This is a genomic window from endosymbiont DhMRE of Dentiscutata heterogama (genome assembly GCF_002888635.2).
In the GTDB taxonomy this organism is placed as follows: Bacteria; Bacillota_I; Bacilli_A; order Mycoplasmatales; family CGIF01; genus CGIF01.
The window spans coordinates 474,294-493,379 of the sequence record NZ_LN828718.1; the positions used below are offsets into that span (position 1 = coordinate 474,294).

The 19,086-nt window shown below is 33.7% G+C and carries 23 protein-coding genes; 8 read left to right on the forward strand and 15 right to left on the reverse strand.

Annotated features, from left to right (window positions below; all coding sequences use genetic code 4):
* Positions 1–23 precede the first annotated feature (23 nt).
* A complete protein-coding gene (gene mnmA / locus DHMRE_RS02925; RefSeq protein WP_322632207.1) occupies positions 24–1,154 on the reverse strand; it encodes a tRNA 2-thiouridine(34) synthase MnmA in 1,131 nt (376 codons plus the stop codon).
* Positions 1,155–1,259: 105 nt separating this feature from the next.
* On the opposite strand from mnmA, the gene DHMRE_RS02930 reads away from it, so the two are divergent.
* The 4 genes from DHMRE_RS02930 to DHMRE_RS02945 all read left to right on the forward strand — a co-directional run bounded on the left by DHMRE_RS02930 (position 1,260) and on the right by DHMRE_RS02945 (position 6,314).
* Positions 1,260–3,581, forward strand: coding sequence for a hypothetical protein (locus DHMRE_RS02930; RefSeq protein ID WP_322632208.1), 2,322 nt, complete (start codon positions 1,260–1,262; stop codon positions 3,579–3,581).
* A 28-nt stretch (positions 3,582–3,609) separates the two neighbouring features.
* The gene (locus DHMRE_RS02935; protein WP_322632209.1) at positions 3,610–4,404 is read left to right on the forward strand and encodes a hypothetical protein; all 795 of its coding nucleotides are present in this window, start codon (positions 3,610–3,612) and stop codon (positions 4,402–4,404) included.
* Between the two features lie 37 nt (positions 4,405–4,441).
* Positions 4,442–5,644, forward strand: coding sequence for a serine--tRNA ligase (gene serS / locus DHMRE_RS02940; protein WP_322632210.1), 1,203 nt, complete (start codon positions 4,442–4,444; stop codon positions 5,642–5,644).
* Positions 5,645–5,903: 259 nt separating this feature from the next.
* On the forward strand, positions 5,904–6,314 hold the full coding sequence (locus DHMRE_RS02945) for a hypothetical protein (RefSeq protein WP_322632211.1): 411 nt from the start codon (positions 5,904–5,906) through the stop codon (positions 6,312–6,314).
* Between the two features lie 116 nt (positions 6,315–6,430).
* On the opposite strand, the gene DHMRE_RS02950 is transcribed toward DHMRE_RS02945, so the two are convergent.
* Genes DHMRE_RS02950 through DHMRE_RS02965 form a run of 4 tightly spaced genes read right to left on the reverse strand, consistent with a single transcriptional unit; the run spans position 6,431 to position 11,795 of the window.
* Positions 6,431–8,704: a DEAD/DEAH box helicase family protein gene (locus tag DHMRE_RS02950; RefSeq protein WP_322632212.1), complete on the reverse strand. Its 2,274-nt coding sequence runs from the start codon at positions 8,702–8,704 to the stop codon at positions 6,431–6,433.
* A complete protein-coding gene (locus DHMRE_RS02955) occupies positions 8,665–8,835 on the reverse strand; it encodes a hypothetical protein (RefSeq protein ID WP_322632213.1) in 171 nt (56 codons plus the stop codon). Before DHMRE_RS02955 ends, DHMRE_RS02950 begins: the two co-directional genes overlap by 40 nt.
* Positions 8,828–10,198: a hypothetical protein gene (locus tag DHMRE_RS02960; protein ID WP_322632214.1), complete on the reverse strand. Its 1,371-nt coding sequence runs from the start codon at positions 10,196–10,198 to the stop codon at positions 8,828–8,830. The genes DHMRE_RS02955 and DHMRE_RS02960 overlap by 8 nt, the downstream gene beginning before the upstream one ends.
* A complete protein-coding gene (locus tag DHMRE_RS02965; protein ID WP_322632215.1) occupies positions 10,185–11,795 on the reverse strand; it encodes a site-specific DNA-methyltransferase in 1,611 nt (536 codons plus the stop codon). Before DHMRE_RS02965 ends, DHMRE_RS02960 begins: the two co-directional genes overlap by 14 nt.
* A gap of 90 nt (positions 11,796–11,885) precedes the next feature.
* Here DHMRE_RS02965 and asnS point away from each other — a divergent pair, with 90 nt between their 5' ends.
* The 4 genes from asnS to DHMRE_RS02985 all read left to right on the forward strand — a co-directional run bounded on the left by asnS (position 11,886) and on the right by DHMRE_RS02985 (position 15,350).
* Positions 11,886–13,301, forward strand: coding sequence for an asparagine--tRNA ligase (asnS, locus tag DHMRE_RS02970; protein WP_322632216.1), 1,416 nt, complete (start codon positions 11,886–11,888; stop codon positions 13,299–13,301).
* A 46-nt stretch (positions 13,302–13,347) separates the two neighbouring features.
* On the forward strand, positions 13,348–13,872 hold the full coding sequence (locus tag DHMRE_RS02975) for a PTS glucose transporter subunit IIA (protein WP_322632217.1): 525 nt from the start codon (positions 13,348–13,350) through the stop codon (positions 13,870–13,872).
* A 192-nt stretch (positions 13,873–14,064) separates the two neighbouring features.
* On the forward strand, positions 14,065–14,388 hold the full coding sequence (locus DHMRE_RS02980; protein WP_322632218.1) for a hypothetical protein: 324 nt from the start codon (positions 14,065–14,067) through the stop codon (positions 14,386–14,388).
* A gap of 137 nt (positions 14,389–14,525) precedes the next feature.
* On the forward strand, positions 14,526–15,350 hold the full coding sequence (locus DHMRE_RS02985; RefSeq protein WP_322632219.1) for a tyrosine-type recombinase/integrase: 825 nt from the start codon (positions 14,526–14,528) through the stop codon (positions 15,348–15,350).
* A gap of 33 nt (positions 15,351–15,383) precedes the next feature.
* Here the strand turns inward: DHMRE_RS02985 and DHMRE_RS02990 are convergent, their stop codons facing one another.
* The 10 genes from DHMRE_RS02990 to DHMRE_RS03035 form a co-directional block, all read right to left on the reverse strand.
* The gene (locus tag DHMRE_RS02990) at positions 15,384–15,590 is read right to left on the reverse strand and encodes a hypothetical protein (RefSeq protein WP_322632220.1); all 207 of its coding nucleotides are present in this window, start codon (positions 15,588–15,590) and stop codon (positions 15,384–15,386) included.
* Positions 15,591–15,597: 7 nt separating this feature from the next.
* The gene (locus tag DHMRE_RS02995; protein WP_322632221.1) at positions 15,598–16,011 is read right to left on the reverse strand and encodes a hypothetical protein; all 414 of its coding nucleotides are present in this window, start codon (positions 16,009–16,011) and stop codon (positions 15,598–15,600) included.
* Positions 16,012–16,118: 107 nt separating this feature from the next.
* Positions 16,119–16,499 (reverse strand): hypothetical protein, encoded by a 381-nt coding sequence (locus tag DHMRE_RS03000; RefSeq protein WP_322632222.1) that lies wholly within the window; start codon positions 16,497–16,499, stop codon positions 16,119–16,121.
* A gap of 73 nt (positions 16,500–16,572) precedes the next feature.
* Positions 16,573–16,815 carry a hypothetical protein gene (locus DHMRE_RS03005; RefSeq protein ID WP_322632223.1) on the reverse strand — a complete coding sequence of 81 codons (243 nt, stop codon included), beginning with the start codon at positions 16,813–16,815 and terminating at the stop codon, positions 16,573–16,575.
* 11 nt (positions 16,816–16,826) lie between these two features.
* The gene (locus DHMRE_RS03010) at positions 16,827–17,039 is read right to left on the reverse strand and encodes a hypothetical protein (RefSeq protein ID WP_322632224.1); all 213 of its coding nucleotides are present in this window, start codon (positions 17,037–17,039) and stop codon (positions 16,827–16,829) included.
* Positions 17,040–17,227: 188 nt separating this feature from the next.
* On the reverse strand, positions 17,228–17,416 hold the full coding sequence (locus DHMRE_RS03015; protein WP_322632225.1) for a hypothetical protein: 189 nt from the start codon (positions 17,414–17,416) through the stop codon (positions 17,228–17,230).
* Positions 17,403–17,657 carry a hypothetical protein gene (locus DHMRE_RS03020; protein ID WP_322632226.1) on the reverse strand — a complete coding sequence of 85 codons (255 nt, stop codon included), beginning with the start codon at positions 17,655–17,657 and terminating at the stop codon, positions 17,403–17,405. Before DHMRE_RS03020 ends, DHMRE_RS03015 begins: the two co-directional genes overlap by 14 nt.
* 9 nt (positions 17,658–17,666) lie before the next feature.
* A complete protein-coding gene (locus DHMRE_RS03025) occupies positions 17,667–18,107 on the reverse strand; it encodes a hypothetical protein (RefSeq protein ID WP_322632227.1) in 441 nt (146 codons plus the stop codon).
* On the reverse strand, positions 18,082–18,375 hold the full coding sequence (locus DHMRE_RS03030) for a hypothetical protein (RefSeq protein WP_322632228.1): 294 nt from the start codon (positions 18,373–18,375) through the stop codon (positions 18,082–18,084). The genes DHMRE_RS03025 and DHMRE_RS03030 overlap by 26 nt, the downstream gene beginning before the upstream one ends.
* A gap of 99 nt (positions 18,376–18,474) precedes the next feature.
* Positions 18,475–19,077: a hypothetical protein gene (locus DHMRE_RS03035; protein WP_322632229.1), complete on the reverse strand. Its 603-nt coding sequence runs from the start codon at positions 19,075–19,077 to the stop codon at positions 18,475–18,477.
* Positions 19,078–19,086: the final 9 nt, after the last annotated feature.

Consider the following 19,086-nt stretch of genomic DNA (forward strand, 5'->3'; position numbering starts at 1 on the left):
TTTTAAGCCTAGAAATCTCCTACTTAAAATCTCGGTTCACAATTCTCTTTATTTTTTTCAGTGGTAAAAATCACCCCTCCGCCCAAACAAATATTATCACAGTAAAAAACCGCATACTGTCCGGGGGTAATGGCTCTTTGTTTTTCAGAAAATTCCACTTTTAACTCTCGAAAATCGACCAATGAAATAATTTTGACCGCAATTTCCGGTTGGCGATAACGAAATTTAGCCGTTATTTTTTGACTATTCAGACACTTTTTTAATTTTTCCTCTCTAATCAACCAATTAATATTTTTTACCACACATCAATTGCTATACAACCATTCGCTATCCCAACCACCTGCTACATAGAGTACATTTTTTTCAGGGTTTTTCCCCACTACGTAATGAGGCCTTTTTTGCCCCGGCAGCCCTAAATTGCGTCGTTGTCCGATAGTAAAGTAAGGAGTTCCGTAATGCTGGCCAATGCTCTCTTGGCTGTCAACATTGATTATTTTGCCCTCTTTTTTTGGGAAGTAATTAGTCAAAAAACTTTCAAATTTCCGTTCTCCAATAAAACAGATGCCAGTTGAGTCTTTTTTTTGGGCGTTAATTAATCCAGTTTCTTTGGCAATTTGACGGACTTCATTTTTAGTCAAATCGGCTAGGGGAAAAATTATTTTGCCTAGTAAATCGCGGTCAATTTGGCATAGAAAATAGGTTTGATCTTTGTTGTTGTCTTGGGGTTTGCTTAAATAATACTCTCTGTTTTCCTGAACTATTTTAGCATAATGACCGGTGGCAATAAAATCGGCCGCAAAATTTTTTTTCACGTGTTCCACAAAATAATGAAATTTAATTGTGCTATTACACAAAATATCAGGATTGGGGGTTAAGCCTTTTTCTAACTCGCGGAGGAAATTGGCGAACACTTCGTCTCAATACTCACGAATAAAATCCACTTTGTAAAGCGGAATTTCTAATTGTTGAGCAATGGCTTGGGCGTCATTTCAGTCTTGAGTTTGCGAACAAATATTAGTCTCTTGCCCGCCCAGATAATCGTCCCAATTTTGCATAAAAACAGCCTTTATTCTGCAGCCTTGTTTTTTTAAAAGAAGAGCCGCCACGGCCGAGTCCACACCCCCACTGAGAGCCACAATAACTTCTTTACTCATTTATAAAATTATTATATATTATCTATATTATTAAAAAAAAAAAAAAAAAAACAGTCAAGTTAATGCGGTCGTTTGGGGTAAAAAGGCAAAAATTGAATTAAAATTATGAATGACAGAATAAAACAATTAACCAGAAATTATCTCGATAGTTTAAATTTACCTTATTATCAGTTAGACGACAACCAGAAACAAGAAATAATTCGCATTAATGGAGAAACGGAATGAATAATTTTTAATGCTGGGTCTCTTAAGACCACTCCATGAACGCACGGTGCCTACGTGACTAGAGACTATTCAGCGGAAGTTTACGAAATAATTTCCCCCTTTTTGCAAGAAATACTCCAGGAGGTAGTGATAAAAATTTATCCCCGAGATGATTTGGATTCTACGGATATTGATGAAGGAGTCAAGTTTTTTTACTTTTTCGGTGGCTCTGGAAGTGGAACGGATACGCTTGGTCATACCACATTTATGGATGCTATTCCAATCTCCCGAGACGATAACCCAGATAAAAGCTATTGAGTAGCAATAAACAAAAAGGAAGCCGGAAAACACTTTAATGAAAACATAATGAGAGGTGACATTTTCTTAGGCAATGACCGCCATTACTGAAAAAAAGACAACCACCTCGCTAATTTATTAAATGAAAATGATATTGTCAACAGTCGGGAAAATCCCTCTGCTCCTAATCAACAAACTAATAATAACTCTAGTGGAAATGATAACAACACAAATAATCAACAACAAACTCCTCCTCACAATCAGACAACCATAACCAGAGATTTAACTTTTACTATTGATAGTGTAACAAATATTTGAGGAGATTATCATATCGTCCCCTTTTCTCCGATAGAAGTGGGAAACGCTTATGTTTTTAACATTAGTATCCTTCCTAACCACCGACATGATTCTACGCTCTTGAGAGTTGGTAATAAAATAATTCTTCGGGATGTCAGGTTTGGTCCCGGACCGAACGAAATAAGAAATTTTTCTCAAAATGATCTTTATGTCAGAGACTTTTTTCGTGCCATTGAATTAGCACCGACTACTACTCCTCCGCGGACAGAAGTAAGAGATTTAAACTTTACTATTGATAATATTTGACAGCACGGCGGCACTAATGTTTATTATATCGTGCCAACAACTGATTTGATGATAGATAACAAAAGCATCTATACTATTGTTGTTGAGTATAATGGCTCGCCCCTTAACGCTGGTGATCAAATAATCATCCGGGATGTGACTTTTGGTCCGGGTCAGGCCAGAAAAGAACTCGACATTGGTGAGATCTGGGTCCGCTCCTCTTTTCGCACTATTGAATTAATATCGACTACTACTCCCCCAGGCAGCAGCAGCACACCCAATAATCCTCCACCCCCCCCCCCATCTTTTCCCGACGTGTTGAAAAAAAATCACGATCTGATAGACGAAGAAAATAGTTTTTTTAAATTACGCGACGAACTGAAAGACATAATTAACCAAAATAAATCCGTGGTTCAAGAGGCTCAAACTCTCGGACTAACTTTGCCGTCATTTTCGAATAATGCTTTGGATTTTTTTCAAACCACCTCTTTCGTTCTCTTTGACGCAGACCAACCGCTCAACAGCCCTTTTAATCAACAAACTAGCGACAAAAATGACAAAATTAGACAAAAAGTATTAAATTTTAAAAATAATATTTACCAAATCTATGACAGCAATGTTAAAAAATTAAATGAAAAGAAACAGGGGGAGCAAGGAGGCTCCCCGCCACTCGAAAATGAATTAACTAAATTAAAAAAGCAAGTAATTAATAAAATAAGCAACATTCTCACTGATCCGGATAATTTAAGAAATATCGATTTAAATACTCTGGCTGGTGGTAAATATCAGAATTGAGAAAATGATATTATGGGATTAAACACGGCCGACGAAGTGAATGATTACTTAAATGCTTTTTCAGTCGCTTTAAAAGAAAAAGGAGTCGAGGAAAAAGAGATAGAGGAGCAAGAAAAAAATGATAATTCCTCCGATCATGACTCTCAGAAAAATGATAATGTTATTGATGATAAAACCAAAAATTTCATTAGCAATTTGCCCTTGCCCTCGGCCAAAAATGTGGCTAAAAGTAAAATCCTGGAATTATTCAGAAATCACCGACCTGATTTGGAAAAGCTAAAAGAAATTTGAGCGGGCTATGATAGTTGAATAGATTATTTGGATAATCTTACTAGTTCGGCCGAGGTGGTGGCCTTTTTGGAAAGAATGGAACAAGCCATGGTTCAACAACAAAGTCAAAAACAACAATCAAGCAAAAATCCGTCTGCTCGGCCGAATTCCATGATTTCCCCTTTTCTAATATTCTTCTTTCTGGCCTTGGCTAGTTTTCTAGTCATAGTTGTGTTAATTCGAATGCGGAAAAACCGGTTGCAGAGACAAAAAAATTAAAATAAAGCAATAATAAAAACAATTATATATGACTAATGCACAAACTTGGCTTGACGAAAATATTCCGCTAAATCAAAGAAATAATATCAGAGAATTACTGATTGACAATATTTCTCAACAGGAAAGAAATGAGAGAGACAATGAATTGGGTTTGCGGTCAAGAACAGCCAACGAATATTATTTAACTACTCCTTTAACCGGAGAATTAAACTTATCAACCTTTCCTCATCTGAAAAGATTGAAAGTGGAGCATCAATCCCTAACTCGTTTAGTTCTGGCCGATTGCCACAGTTTGGAATCTTTGGAAGCCAACGATAACTTGTTAAGAGAAGTCGTTTTTCCGACCCAAACCCAAGCACTAGAAAGTGTTTATTTAACTAATAATGATTTGTCAGCCCGAAACTTATATTGCTTTTCTCATTTTCCTAATTTGCGAGTTTTGTTTTTGGGAACTGATGATAAAGACAGAATAAGACAAGGTATTTATAACCGGTGAAATGGCTCTCTAATGTATTTGCTAACTTTAACCAAGTTGGAGGAATTAGATATTAATGCTACTGATATCGATGATGGATTAAGATGTTTAGCAACTAAAGGTTTAAATTATTTTACTTTCGGCAGCCAAGGTCGAACGGAAGCGGGAGTAAACCAAATTAAGAATATATTTAAAAATGATTTTAGGCTTAAGGAGGGAGAGGATGCGGAAGAATGAATAGAAGAATGGGCGGCGGATGATGATTTTGATAATAACTCATACAAAATAAGGCATATTCGTGGCTGACAAGAAAGACAAATAACCGCCTGAGTTGTCGAAGTTCCTTAAGTTAGAGGTAATAACAACTAAAAATTAAGATAATAATGTGTTAGATTTGAAAAAATTATTCACCGATTTTCCCGGTTTAGTGCGGGGTTTAGAGTCACGTGGAGTAAGCGAGGAGCAATTAACAATCCTTCGGGAACGCTATAAAGAAGAAAAGGAAATAATTCATACTCTCAATAAACTTCGCCAGCAGAGAAACCAATTGGAGGGTCCCAACAATGCAGAAAAAGTGCGAGAAGTTAGAGAAGAAATTGCGTTTTGGGAAGAAAAATTACGGACAGCAATCCAGGAAGTCGAAAATTTAGCCAACCAAATTCCTAATTTGCCAGCACCAGACACCCCCACTAATGAAGAGGGCAACCGAGTAGTCGCCAGCACTGAATATCAACATACTATTCAACACAATTTAACCCACGAAACGATATTAAAAAAATTAAAATTAATTGACGAGGAAAAAAGTATTCTCCTCTCCGGCAGCAAGTTCGCGGTTTATCAAGGTTTTGGCAGCCAATTATTACATGCTCTTATTAATTTTATGCGAGCCGAAAATAGTAAGCGGGGCTATCTTTTATTTGATACTCCTTATTTAGTCAAGGCTCATAACCTTTATAATACCGGTCAATTTCACAAATTCCAAGATAATCTTTATAAATTGGAGGAAAGTGATTTTTACCTCCTCCCCACCGCCGAAGTCAGTTTAGTTAATCTCTATCAAAACCAAATATTAACCGAGGCAGAATTACCTTTGAATTTATGTGCTTATAGCCCCTGTTTTCGGGCTGAAAGAATGGCTTCCGGTCAGGAAAATAAAGGCTTAATTCGTCTACACCAATTTCATAAAGTCGAATTAGTGAAAATAGTTGAACCCGCCAACTCTTATGACGAATTAAAAAAAATGTTAACTGACGCTCGCAATATTCTCCATTTGTTAAAAATCCCCCACCGCGTAATTGAACTTTGCCACCAAGAATTGGGTTTTACAGCTGCTAAAACTTATGATATCGAAGTCTGGTTGCCAATCAGTCAAAAATGATTAGAAATTTCTTCATGTAGTAATTGTGAAGATTTTCAAAGTCGTCGAGCTCAAATCCGAGTCAAAAAAGAAAACCAAAAATATTATCCTCATACCCTTAATGGCTCGGCTTTGGCGGTTGACCGCCTAATTATTGCTTTGTGCGAGTATTATTATAATGAGAAAGAAAATAAGTTGATTATTCCAGAGATTTTACAGAAATATTTTTAGATTCCCAAAAATTACTTTTTTAATTGGAAATTTAAACATATCTTCAATGAATATAACAATTTTGCATTAACCCAGAAGTGCAAATTTTCTTGTTGCTATTCACCTTTCTAAACAAAAAAAGTATTTTTACTCAATTTCTTATTAAAAAGCATTTAAAATTACCTAATATGACTAGAAACGCCCAAAAATATATCAACGAAATTATTACAAAAAGGACCACTATTCCCTCAATTTAAGTAAACAAGAACTAGTTGGAGAAATGGATTTAAAAGAGTTTACTAACCCGACAAGTATTAAAGCAGATGGCAATGAGTTTACCAGTTTAGAGTGATTATTTATTTTGCCTGAGTCAAGTTGGGAAAAGCTAAAATGATTAAGCCTATGAGGCAATAAAATCGAGAATGTGGATTTTACCAAATTGCTGAATAATTTTCCTAATTTGCAATCAATAAATTTGGAAAATAACCCGTTAAATTTAAGCAAATTGGAAGACTTAGATGATGAACAACTTTCTCAATTAGTAGAATTAGTTGAAACAAAAAAATTAAAAATTAATTCTTGAAAAGGCACTCCTCTATTAGACCTTTTGCGACAAATTAAGAAATTGAGGGAAAAAATTGCCAAATTAGAACAACAATTACAAGCCCAAGTTGAAGTTGCTCCGAAATAAGAAACTGATGTTTAGTGTCATTTTTGGATAAGTATAGAAAAGGATAAAAGGGATGATTTCTTGTTATCTCTTTTCTAGAAAAAATTTCTCAAAAGGCTGGTGATGTAAATTTTAGATTAAACTCGGCAAATCTCTTTCAACATGTTTCAGTTTTTATGCGATTTTATTATGTCTCCCTTAGCAATATACAAAAAACGCCATTTCTCAACTTTTCTTGCTTCCTCACCTAATTCTAAATTTAAAGCGTTTACTCATTCTTTTGCTGCCTGATTTTTTTCTTCTATTTCAGGATTGGGGTTATTATCATCTTTAATTTCTACTAATCAATAAGTATCATTTTCATCTATCACCAAAAAGTCGGGATAATAATGCCTTTGTTTTTTTCCATAAAGAATATAAATTTCATCTCCCCATTGCAAAAGTCTAACTCATTTTTTAACTTCTTGGGTTTTATCAATTAACTTCGCAAATTGAAATTCAATGCTGCTGTCAAAAGTGTCATAATTATACAGACTTTTGTTAGACGGATAGCCTTTTGTTTTCTTGACGAATTCTTCCTCTAAATTTCCCGCAACCATTTCACAACTAGGATGAAAATAATTGAAACTTTTTTCAACTATCTCTTGCTCGGGCTGATTTTCACCAACATGTAATTCTTTAAAAATGTTTTGGATTAATCGGGCTAACTGTTCGCCGGCGGCTTCTCAATATTGAGACACTATTTCTAAATTACCAATTTGGAGAAATTTTTCTACTAAACGACAGGCTGATTCTATTTCTGTAAAATTGGATGAATTAATAAACGAGCATTTACGAAAAATAAGACCAATCAATTGACTTTTTATTTTTTCTTCCTTAGGAAGTTGTTGAGTCGCTTCAATAATAAATTCTTCATCATCCGCCGTTTTTCAACTAATTTTTTGATTAGTATCTATCTCAATTTTGTAACGCTGTAATAGATTTTTTATCTCTTTTTGGGAAGTAAAATTTTCTCCTAATTCCTTGAATCTTTTGCCTAGCCCTTTGATTTCAATTATCCGTAAAGAAAAATTTTGGGGTTTAATTTTTTGCCGTAAGATTTTAATAATAAATTTCCCTTTTATTTTATTTGGTGGAACTACTTCTTGGCTTTGCTGTAAAATGTTTTTTTCTCGTTCGTCTAAATTTTGAGGGTTAAAAATGTTTTGACCAAAATTATTTTCTACTCCGTTTTGTGGTGTTTGAGAAAGATTTTCAGGTTGTCCGCTCATTTTTTTGTTGTCTTCTCTTTGCTCTTCTTCAACAATTCCAAAAAATTTGTTATTTAAGGATTTACGAACGTCTAATAATTCTTTAAAATTGTCATGCATTATAATTTCCAAAGTATTTAAGGCTTCTTTGGGAGTATATTCACCAAAAGGTAAACGCAAACCACGACCGATTATTTGTTCGATAAAAGTGGTTGATTTGAAGGCTCGCAAAGGGACAATAACATAAACATTTTTGACATCTCAGCCCTCTTTTAACATGCCAACCGCAATAATAATTCGTGTAGGATTATGGGGATTATCAATGTTTTGTAATTCTTGGGCTAAGTCGTCGGTAATTTTGCTACTATCAACTTGGAGGATATTTTCGGAGGGAAATTCACAATTAACAATTAAACTGGTGCGAATGTTTTCGGCTTCTTCAATGCTGGGGGCAACTACTAACATTAAAGCTTTTTGGGAGTTTAGATTATTTTGTCGGGTGTAATTATCTAAAAGGGTTTGCTTGGCATCCAATAATTTTATTGCGTCTTTTAATTTGGTTTCTTCCTCCTGATATCCATCATATCGGCCCACCATGACCGGAATTTTGATTAATTTATCTCGCAGGGCTTTTCATAGAGGATACTCAAAAATGATTTCGTTAGATGGCGTTTTTTCATGCGGAGTGCCAGTTAGCCCAATTAAAATTTTTGGTTTTAGTTTCCGAATGGCTTCGGAAAATTTTTCTCCATAATATAAATGATGTTCGTCAGCAAAAATAGTTAAATCATCTAATTTGCTTAAATGTTCCCGTAGAGATTGGCCTAGTATTTCATCATAATTACTAGTTTTGCGAGCCGTTTTGCCTTTGGCTTGGGTTAAAGATTGGACTGTGAAAATAAATAATTTGACGGAATTTTTATCAGTAGTTTTGGCCGTGTGAAAATTTTTGATATCAATAATGTGGGGCGGTTTGATAGTTAATTTATCAGCCAGAGAATTAGGTTTGTTGAGTGAAAAATTGTTAATGGTCTTTTCTCTAATTATTTTTCCTGGGGCCACAACTAGAAAATTAGTTATCTTTTCTGCTTCGGCTAAATAGTTTAGAATAGCCGCAATTATTAAGTTTTTCCTACTCCGGTAGCCACCGAGAGAATACATTCAGATAATTTTTCAGAATTTTGGTTTTTGGCTTGATAATAATGCTCTAAAAATGCTTGAACGGCTCCTTTATTTGGTTGACGAAGTTCTAGTTTTTTAGCAATGTTTTCGAGGGTGGTTTGGTTAATCATTAGGCTTTAGTAACATTTTTGCACGCCGGCAGTTTCAAAACTCACGGTAATCCTTCCCCAATTCTCCTTTCTCGGCCAATTTACCAAACTCCTCACTTCTTTCAGCGTTTCGGTATCACAAATAGCATATCCTTTTCAAATCATTTAATTTCAATCGCGGATAACTGGAGTTTAATCCGCCAAACTTTTCCATTAAATATCCCTTGCTATAAGAAGGTCTTTCCTTAATCACTTTTTCATAAAAAGGATCTTTTTCTATATTATTAATTCAGTCTCGGTTTTGAATGTAATTATCTAACAATGTTCTTATCTTTTTGTTAGGCTGATAATATTTTTTATAGAATTCTCGATCTTTTTTTTCTATTCGTTCATCATTGATTTTACCCCAGAATTCCACCTTTTCTTCATCATCTCCCTCCCTTCTCGCTCAACAATAAGCACTACAATACGTTTTCTTACCTTTAGTAAATTGGGGCAAAATTCCTTTTGATTCCCGACTTTCATAGTTCGTCTTTCCATAAATTTTTCTTCAACTAGGTTCTCATAATAAAGGACGGATTTTTCCTTTATATATTCCTATTTTTGGATCACAAACATAACATTTTCCATCTATTTCTTTTAACTCAACTATTTCGTGCTTTTGCTTTCAATCTTCCGGCAACTTATTTATCATTTTGTTTAGCGTTAAATACTCATTTCTAGTCAATTCACCTTTTTTATTTAATTCTTCATATTCCAAGTAATCATTGATTTCCCTTTTGTTGGTTTCATACCCCAATCATTGCAGACTTTCCAGTTTTTTTCTAGTTACGCTGTCAGGATCGAAATTTCATTCCTTTGCGTGTTTTTTCAGAAGGTCTCGTACTCTTCAGTTCAAGTACCCCCCTCCATTATAATATTTTCTCCACCTGTTAAATAAAACTTCTCTCCTTTTTCAATTACGCAGGGACATTTTAGAGTGGCGGTTTATGTATCATTCTTCTATTGTTCCTCCTTTTGCCGCTTCATATTCAATAATGCTTTTATAGTTATTCCGAATTTTTCTGAACTTAAATCATTTTTTAATCCTAAAAGATAAACTAGGAATTTTTTTCTTGGTTCACTCAAAAAGTTCATAACCGTCTTTGATAAAAATAAGAAGCACAATTAACTTTTTAAGCCCAAGTAGAAATTTTTTTGCGTCATGAAGAAACTCATTTAAAGTTAATTTTTGATGCTGTTTTAAAACTAAAAGAGGTTGTTCGTCTAATGGAAGAACTAATAAAAAACTAGTGGGAATTATTGGTGAGTTTTTTGTTGAGTAATCTTTTGCTTCGTTTTTCTGCCGAGTTATTTTCATAATTTCATTGTTATATTCTCGCATAATGCCTTAAAATATTATTCGGCACCTTGCCAATTTTAACATTATTATAATTTTTGCTTTCTAATTCAGGGTCAACACTCAACGCGGCAATTTCTAAAAACTTATTTTTATCCATAGAGTTAAGCAAAAAATTAACTAATCCTTCGGTCAACATTCCTTCCACTACTGCCAATAAAACATCTCCTTTTCTACCACAAAAATGTTCGTTATCGGGCTGATAATCATATTCCAACTGGGTCGCTACTAACTTCGCCAATTTCCCATTTAAAGCATTTTCAGCCAAACAAATTATTCCGGAATGAACCTCAAACATGGATTTCTCAACTTGAAAATAAGTAAATCCGCCGCTACCAGTTCAATTAACTCCCCCACTAATTCCACCTTTATCCTCGCCACTAATAACTTTTTTTATTCGTGGAACAGCAAAATTATTAATTGTTTCCTCATTATTTTCAACAATAATTCACTTTCTCCTTAATTTTTGAGCCACAGCAGCGGTAGTCCCTGAACCAGCAAAATAATCCAAAACAATATCTCCCTCATTAGTCGCAATTTGGATAATTCTTTGTAATAATTTCTCAGGTTTAGGAGTAGAAAAAGGCTTAATATCAGGAAATAATTTCTGGATTTCTTTTGTGCCCGTTGAACTCTGTCCTACTTCGTCGTGATTTCACCAAGTATGGGGTGGTCGCAGTTCTGATTTCTCCGCATATTGTCTAGTATAAGGCTTTCATCCTTCTTTGTTTTTCACTCAATCAATTTTGTCTTTATTTTCTTCGTAAGACAACACCCCTCATCTTCAACACCCCTCATCTTCAACACCCCGCGCCGTTCGGCGCATCGGGTATATTTCCTCGCCGTCAGGTGCCGTAATCGGATAAAACATGTTTGGACGGTCAGCTCGAGCACTATTCGCCCCTCATTTTTGAAGCATAACCCTTTTATAATAGCGACCTTGCTCGTCTTGATACTTAAATTCTCGTAAATTAGGCTCTATTTTTAAATAGTTTTGTTTTCATCCACTATTCTTGGAGTAAACTAATATGGTGTTATGGCTAGTTGAAAATTGCTTGGCATCCATCGCAATACCCGGTTTATTTTCTCATAAAACGCTTGCCACAAAATTCTCCTTTCCAAAAATTTCATCCAAAACCAATTTAAAATGATATAATTCGGTATCATCTAAATGAACTCACAAAGAACCATCATCACTTAATAATTCATAGGCTTTAAGAACTCTATCTCGCATCATGGTTAATCAAACTGAATGCTCCAATTGGTCGTCATAATTAGCAAACATTTGTCCGGTATTAAAAGGTGGGTCAATGTAAATTAACTTGATTTTATTCACGTACTTTTTTCGGTATTCTGGGATTTTGCTTAAACTGGTTAGAGCATTTAAACTATCACCGCAAATTATTAGGTTATCAGAGGAATTTTCACCAAATTTTCCTATTTCTTTAAATAATCGGACCTCTGAAACCCGATAATCATTAGGGTCTACCCATTCATACTGACCTTTGTCATAATCTTTAACAATCAGAGTTTTATCTTTGTTAACTCAATTTAGTTCTAATTTGCCATTATTTTGAACCATGTCCTTAATAATTATTTTTACCTATACAATAAATTGGAAGAGGTAAAAATTCTCAAAAAAGTCTTAAATTACTAATATATAAAACATTAAATGGTAATTACAATTAAAGATATTTACCAGCAGGTCGAAAAGTTTAGTAAATTAGAAAAGATTAAAGTCGGGGGTTGGGTAAAATCAGTCCGGGTAGGAAAAGAAAAAATTTTTATTACTTTGAATGACGGATCAACTTTAGATAATTTACAAATAATTGCAGAGCGGGAAAGTTCCCCCAGTGGTTTATTAGAAAAAGTAAATTTCTCTTCTTGTTTACTGGTAAGTGGTCGCTTATTGTTTACTCCTCAGCGTTCTCAGCCTTTTGAATTAGTGGTTTTAGGTTCAGATTTGGAAATAATTAATTCTACTGCTGATGACTATCCCCTACAAAAAAAAAACATCCCTTTGAACGTAGTGCGTGAATCGCCTCATTTACGGGCTAAAACCAACTACTTTTTGGTCCTTTTTCGCCTCCGTCATAGCATCAGTAAAGCCATCCATGATTTTTTTCACCGAGAAGGATTTTACTATGTCCCCACTCCGATTATTACTAACAATGACGCGGAAGGAGCCGGCGAAGCCTTTAACGTTACTACTGATAAAAAAGAACCTTTTTTCTCAAAACCTGCTAACTTGACTGTCAGCGGGCAACTCCATGCCGAAGCCTTGGCTCAAGGATTAGGCAAAGTTTATACTTTCGGACCCTGTTTTCGAGCCGAAAAATCTCATACCACTCGTCATTTAGCCGAATTTTGAATGGTAGAAACCGAAATGACTTTTGCTGATTTAGAAACAATAATCAATTTAGCCGAAAAAATGATAAAATATGTGGTAAATTATGTTCTTGACAATAATATTGCTGAATTAGAATTTTTAGAAAATTACGATAAGGAAAACAAAAAAGAAATAATTAATAAATTGAAAAAAATTGTTGATAGCAAGTTTAAAAGAGTTGATTACACACAAGTTCTTGAAATTTTAAAAGAAAGAAAAGAAATTTTTGTTTTTAATGATATTAAATGAGGTGTAGATTTACAATCCGAACACGAAAAATATTTATGCGAACATTTTGACAATAATCCAGTTTTTATTACTAATTATCCAGCCGATTTAAAGGCTTTTTACATGAAAGGCGGAATCTTACCAGAGGTCAAAGACAGAGTCTTGTCAGAGGTCAAAAATAATCCGGATAAAAAAATGGCAGTCTGTTTTGATTTATTATTTCCGGAAATTGGAGAGTTGATTGGCGGAAGTTTGCGTGAGGACAATTACCAGACTCTGCAGGAAAAAGCCAAACAAAAAAGTTTAAATATTGACAATTTAAGTTGATATTTTGATTTACGAAAATACGGTTATGCCCCCAGTGGCGGTTTTGGTCTGGGCTTAGAAAGATTGATAATGTTTATTAGTGGAGCCGAAAATATTCGGGATACTTTGGCTTTTCCAAGGTTTAATGGCAAATTAGAATTTTAATGTTAACAAAGTCGAAATTGTAAACAATTTTGCTAAAATCTTTCATATGAAGTTCAGCGTTGATTGGGCCAAATTAAAAAAATTCTTTCTCTGGCTAATTGGTTGGTGGTCGGTAGAACTTGCTCCTCCCGTTCGCGGTCGAATCCTCAAAAAAAACGAAAAATCATTAGTTGGCAAAGCCTACTATTTTTGTGATTTAAAAAGTTGAAAAGTTAAGAGTCCTCTTTCAGGAATTATCAGTAAAATATATCCCAATTATGCTATCCAAATTACTAATAAGGAAGGATTACAAGTGTTAGTGAATATCCAACTTGACAGAAAAAATCCCATGCCTCTTGATAAAATATTTCAATGTGAAGTCAAAGAAGGAGACAAAGTTAATCCAAAAATCACTCTTTTTATCGTTTATTTAGAGGAACAAGTTATTAGTGTTTGTGTTTATATTCCCTGACAACCAGAAATTATTGGTAAAATTGGTGAATTCCAAAAAAATGATAAAAAATGCTTTGTCAAGGTTCACTATCGTAACCCTTATTCAAAATTACAATTTAAAAAACATGGAAAATATTAAGTAAAATTTCTTTTTTTCTTTTCTCAGAAATTAATCTTATTCAGTTTTCAAAGAAGGTAGATTTTCTAATCCACAAATCGTATATATTATAATTTTATGTGCGGGACGCCCGCTCCTCCTAAACTTCTCATCACTTATATATATTTATTATTTTATATTGTTGAAGTTAAATATTTAAAATTAATATTATAAATGTCAGCCGATAAACCGCCTCTAATTACTAAATGCCTTAATTGTGGAAAAAAAGTCGTCGTTAAATATGTGCGTGCTTCACGTGATTATAGCCAAAAAAATCATTGGGGATACTGAACTGAAGCCAAAGAAAATGATGGATGTTATACTTGCGACCAGTGTTTATTTCGTCTTTATAAAAATTATAGGTGAGAATTTTGTCAACTTATTCCTAACAAAAAAAAGCGGGTCTTACTACGTCAATATATTGTTAATGGCGATATTAAAGGAAAGATCGAGCCTGCGTTTAGTAAATTAAGAATTAAAACCATAAAGAAAGAGTAGAAACCTTTCTCCTCACCAACAAGGGTAAAAAAATAGGTAAGGGAAATTAGATTTCTTTACAATAAAACCATTTTATAATGTTTTTTTATTTACTTTTATAAATTAATAAATATAAATATATAAAAACACTATATGATATGGCAAAAATAAACTTAAAAAAATATCAAGAATGGTTAGAAAAAAGAAATTTATCTTCGCACACTATTAGTAGATATAACTGAGGTTTGCGAGAATACGGGGCAGAAGAACTAAACACTGATAAAGTCGTTGCTTTTTTTAAGAAAAATTTAGCAAGGTATGAACCCGCTAGTCTACATCTTCACCGTTGCGCTTTAATTTCTTATGCTAAATTCAAAAAGATAAAAATTGAATGAGAACTAATTGACCAGATTATTCCGGGGATTCCCTTGAAATTTTTCGAAACGATTACTGAAATTGAATTAGAGAGATTAAAACAAGCTAAAACTAGGGCTAGTGATGCCACTAATCAACGAAATAACTTAATTTTAGATTTTTTATTTTACACTGGAATGAGGGTCAGCGAATTAATTAACATTCGCCATTGCGACTATCAAGGAAAAAAGTTAAAAATACATGGAAAAGGTAATAAGTTTAGGTATATCCCCCTTCCAGATTTCTTAGCCAAGCATTTTAATGGCAGTTCTGATTACTTGTTTAAAAATTATCGGGGTGAAAAAATGAGTGATGTCTGAATTCGAGAAATTTGTTATAGAAGAACTAAAAAAGCAGGTCTTAACAAGCAAATTAGTCCGCATACTTTTAGACGTAGTCTTGCTACCATTTTAAATAAACGGGAGGCTCGTTTAACCACTATCCAAAAAATATTGGGACATAGTCGAATTGATACTACCGCTAAATACATCCATAATTCTTACGAGGAAATTTATCAGGACTATAGCAAGTTGTGAATTTCTTCCCCCCCCCAATGACAGTTTCTTTAAAAAATAAGGAATAAGTCAGTCGGGCGATTGTTGTTATTCTTTATCTTTTTCTTCCGGTTCCATTAATTCAAATCCTTCTAAATACTTGCTCCTATCCGTTTGCTTATAGTTGTCGCTTCCGTTTCCCTCCTGCCCGCACTGGTGGCACTTATAAGTCATTTCGGCAAGAATATTTTTATTAGTAGTGGCTAATCCTGTTTCTTGTTGGCATTGAGAACAGAGTATGAGAAATAATTGCATAAATCTTTTAATCTTCACAATATTTATCCGGTTTATCTTCTGCATAATTTTCATCTCTATCGTTATCAATTTCTAGCAATCTAATTCTTTCTTCTAGTTTATCAAGCTTGGTTCAGAGAGCAGGAAACTTCTTTCTTTCGATTTCTTCGGCTAATTTCTTTTCCTTTTTTTCGTTTTCTATTTGCTGGTGATATTTAAAAACATCCTCATCTACATACTTATCATTATGACAGAGTTCGCAAGAACATAAAAAGAAAGTAGCAAAGATAAATCCCATTGGTCGACCATCGGGATATTTTTTTCCATCTGTATACTCTACTCTAATTTTCTTTACTTTTTCTATTTCCATACTATTTTTTAGTTTAAAATTATGTGATTTTTCTCTTGGATAATAAATCTGGTCGTATCAAAATTTCATCATTACTACTATTTAGCACCGATTGTTGCCCCTATTGGTGATTTTGGTCAGCACTCAAATTGTTTTTCACTCTTTTTTCACCGGATCGTATAAAAAATTAGGTTCTTTTCCTATTCCTGGGCATTTTCCTCTATCCATTGTCGAATAGTTTTGTGACGATTGGCTATTATTTCTTTGTCAATTTGTCCTTCTCATTCAGTTCCCCTTTCTAATTGGCGTATAAAATCCTTTGTTTCTTGGGTTAATTGGCTTATTCTCTGATAATCCTCACTTTTTAGTTGTATTCTTTCATTCGGAGGCTTGTATCAGGCCTCCTCTCCTAATTTTTCCACTACTAGGGCGTCTAAAGTATTTTTTTTCCATAACCTTTCCTCTAATTCTTTTTTTTGTTCAGTTGTTAGCAATTCTTTTCTGTTGGGAGTGTATCATAAAATGAGGAAATTGCTCACTAGAAAGGCTTCTTTAAAGATTATTTCTTGCTCTTGGTTCATTTTTAATGTTTCATTTTTATGAGGTTATCACGCATTCTCGGCTACGTGACATGCTAAAATTTGACTAGTTATTTTATTCTTCTGATTCAAGTTTTTTTATTCTTTCCACACTTTCTTGGGTTCGTGTCTTTCAATCTCATATTAACACTTTAAGATCCTTCTTGCTTATGACAAGTGCATTGGCATCTTTTTCATGCGGAGTTATTTGTGCTTCAATGTTGGCCAAAATTTGACCTCTTGTTCTTATTAACTCTTTAAGTTTTTCTTTTGCTTCTTTTTTTAAATTTTGTATCTTTAAATCTAGTTGGTTATTCATAGTATCTTGAATTAATTTTTTTCTGCTTCCTTTCTAATTTGCAGCAAAAATTCAGTCGCTCTGGTTATTTGCTCGCTATTAAAGGTTCGGACTAGGTTTTTAATTGCTTCTCTCTTTTTCATTATGTCGCTATGTTTACTGTTTAAATGCTTAGCGTATTTTTCTTCATAATTGTTATGACCACAAAATCGGCATATTTTTTTCTTTTGGTTTTCTTTTTCCATTTTTAGTTTTTGTCTTTCTATTAATTACTTTTTTTGCTTATTGTTTTGTTGTAAATTTGTTCGCTTTTATTGCTTTGCGTACCTTTTTACTGAACTCTATTTTTCTCTTTAATTTTTCCTTACCGCTTCTTTTATGGTTTTTTAATTTCTTTAAGGGATGGTCTCCGATTGGCAAGTTCTTTATTCATTTATCCTATTTTTGTTAATTCATCTATTTTCTTTATAATTTCAGGGTCGGTAGTAGTTCTAATGATTATTGTCCCCTTTTCCATTTTAAAAACTGCCCTACCTCCTGCTTTTAATACTTCCAAAATGATCGGGTTTGCTTCTTTTCCTATTTCTCCCTCTTTTATTTGCTTATAATTAACTTCTGTCATGGCTTATATTTCGGTCTTTCTCTACTTGGTCAGCTATCTTTTCTATTTTGGTCTTGACTAATTCCTCTATTTCGTCGCCTTTCCTGTATTCTATCATTTCAGAATAAAAATATTTCTGTTTACCCGTTCTTGGCTCGTGTTTATAATATAATCATGCTTGCCTTCGTTTGGTCCCCACTTGCTCTCAATACTCAATAATCACGCTTTTTTTTACCTGTTCCAATAATTCTTTACTTGTCATGGTCGTTTTTTATTTGTTTTCGTTTCCATATTTTCCTCAAAAATTTCTTTTATCGGCAGGAGTAAATTTAATCCCTTGTTCTTGGTATAGTTTATAAATTAAAGGCTTTTTATCCTTGATTTCTTTATCGTTCATTATCCTATCCAACTCTTCTCTCCTTTTCTTATTCAGTTTATACCACAAAGGAGGATAAGCGTGCATTGGATCCTTAAATAATGGTTTGCCAGTTTTGGAACAATAAAGCATTTGCGAAATATGAAGCATAGTTTGTAGCCGGAAGTTCCCCCTGGCTGATTTAGTGAAAAATTTTCTCTCTGGATCTAACGATAAAAATGCCTCTGCTATTTCTTCGGCACTATGCTTGGTTTTGGATAGAGTTTCCGGTGTTTCTTTAAGCATTTTGTCAGGGCTTATTTTATTTTCTTTATTTTCGTATGTCGAATTTTCCATCGCCTTTTATAGTTATTCTAACCACTTCAGTAAATCCCATTAATTTTTTGTTACCATTTTTTCCCTCTTTTAATTCTAACTCGTAACTACTTCCTTCTCTTAATTCTCCCCACTCTTTCTTTGGTACATGTTTATCAAATACAAAAATTTTATCTGGGTTAGTTTTAAGTATCAAAAATTTGCCCCCATCTTTACCAGTTCCCTGGATTACTTCCTGGATAGTAGCAAATTTGGTAATTATTTGGTCCCGATTTGTTCAATAATCCATTTATTTGCTGTTTATTATTCTAATTTTTGCTCTAATTTGGTAAAATTCACTGATTTTCCTCATATCTTACTCGAAATAGTCATTAGGATAACCATTATTTTATAAAAATGGTCACTCTCTCCCCTTTCTCTTCACCCATCAGGCATAAAAAATTAAAACTGCATCTCTTTCATGTTCGTTTAGTTCTCTATCTTTAAAAAACCACACTTTTCGTGGAGCTCCCATCTTGCCCTGAATCTTTTTTAACTCCAATCCTGCTATATCGCCTTTGTCGGCTACTCTATTTCCTCATTTGTCCCGGTACTGATTGCTTACTCCCTCGTATTTTATTGTTCTTTGCTTAGCCACATACTCTAATGCTCCTACTGTTCTTATTAAGTCAACCATATTGTGATTGTATTTCTGATTTCTAAATAACTTTCCGGTTTCTACTAATAATGTCTTCGGTTGTAGTTCTTCCAATCAATTTTCCATGTTTTCGGCTTGGTTTAATCAATTTTTATCGGTAAAACTAAAAATCGCCCATTCATTTCAACTTTTATAGTAAAATATGCTACTAGTACTAGTTCCGCTGGGATCCGTAGCCATTGTACCTCCTTTGCTTATTCCTTTCTTATTTATTCTATAAGAATACTCCGTATTTTCTATATACATACCTAGGTATCAATTAATTATCCCCTCTCCCATCTTATTAGTAAACACATTATTTAT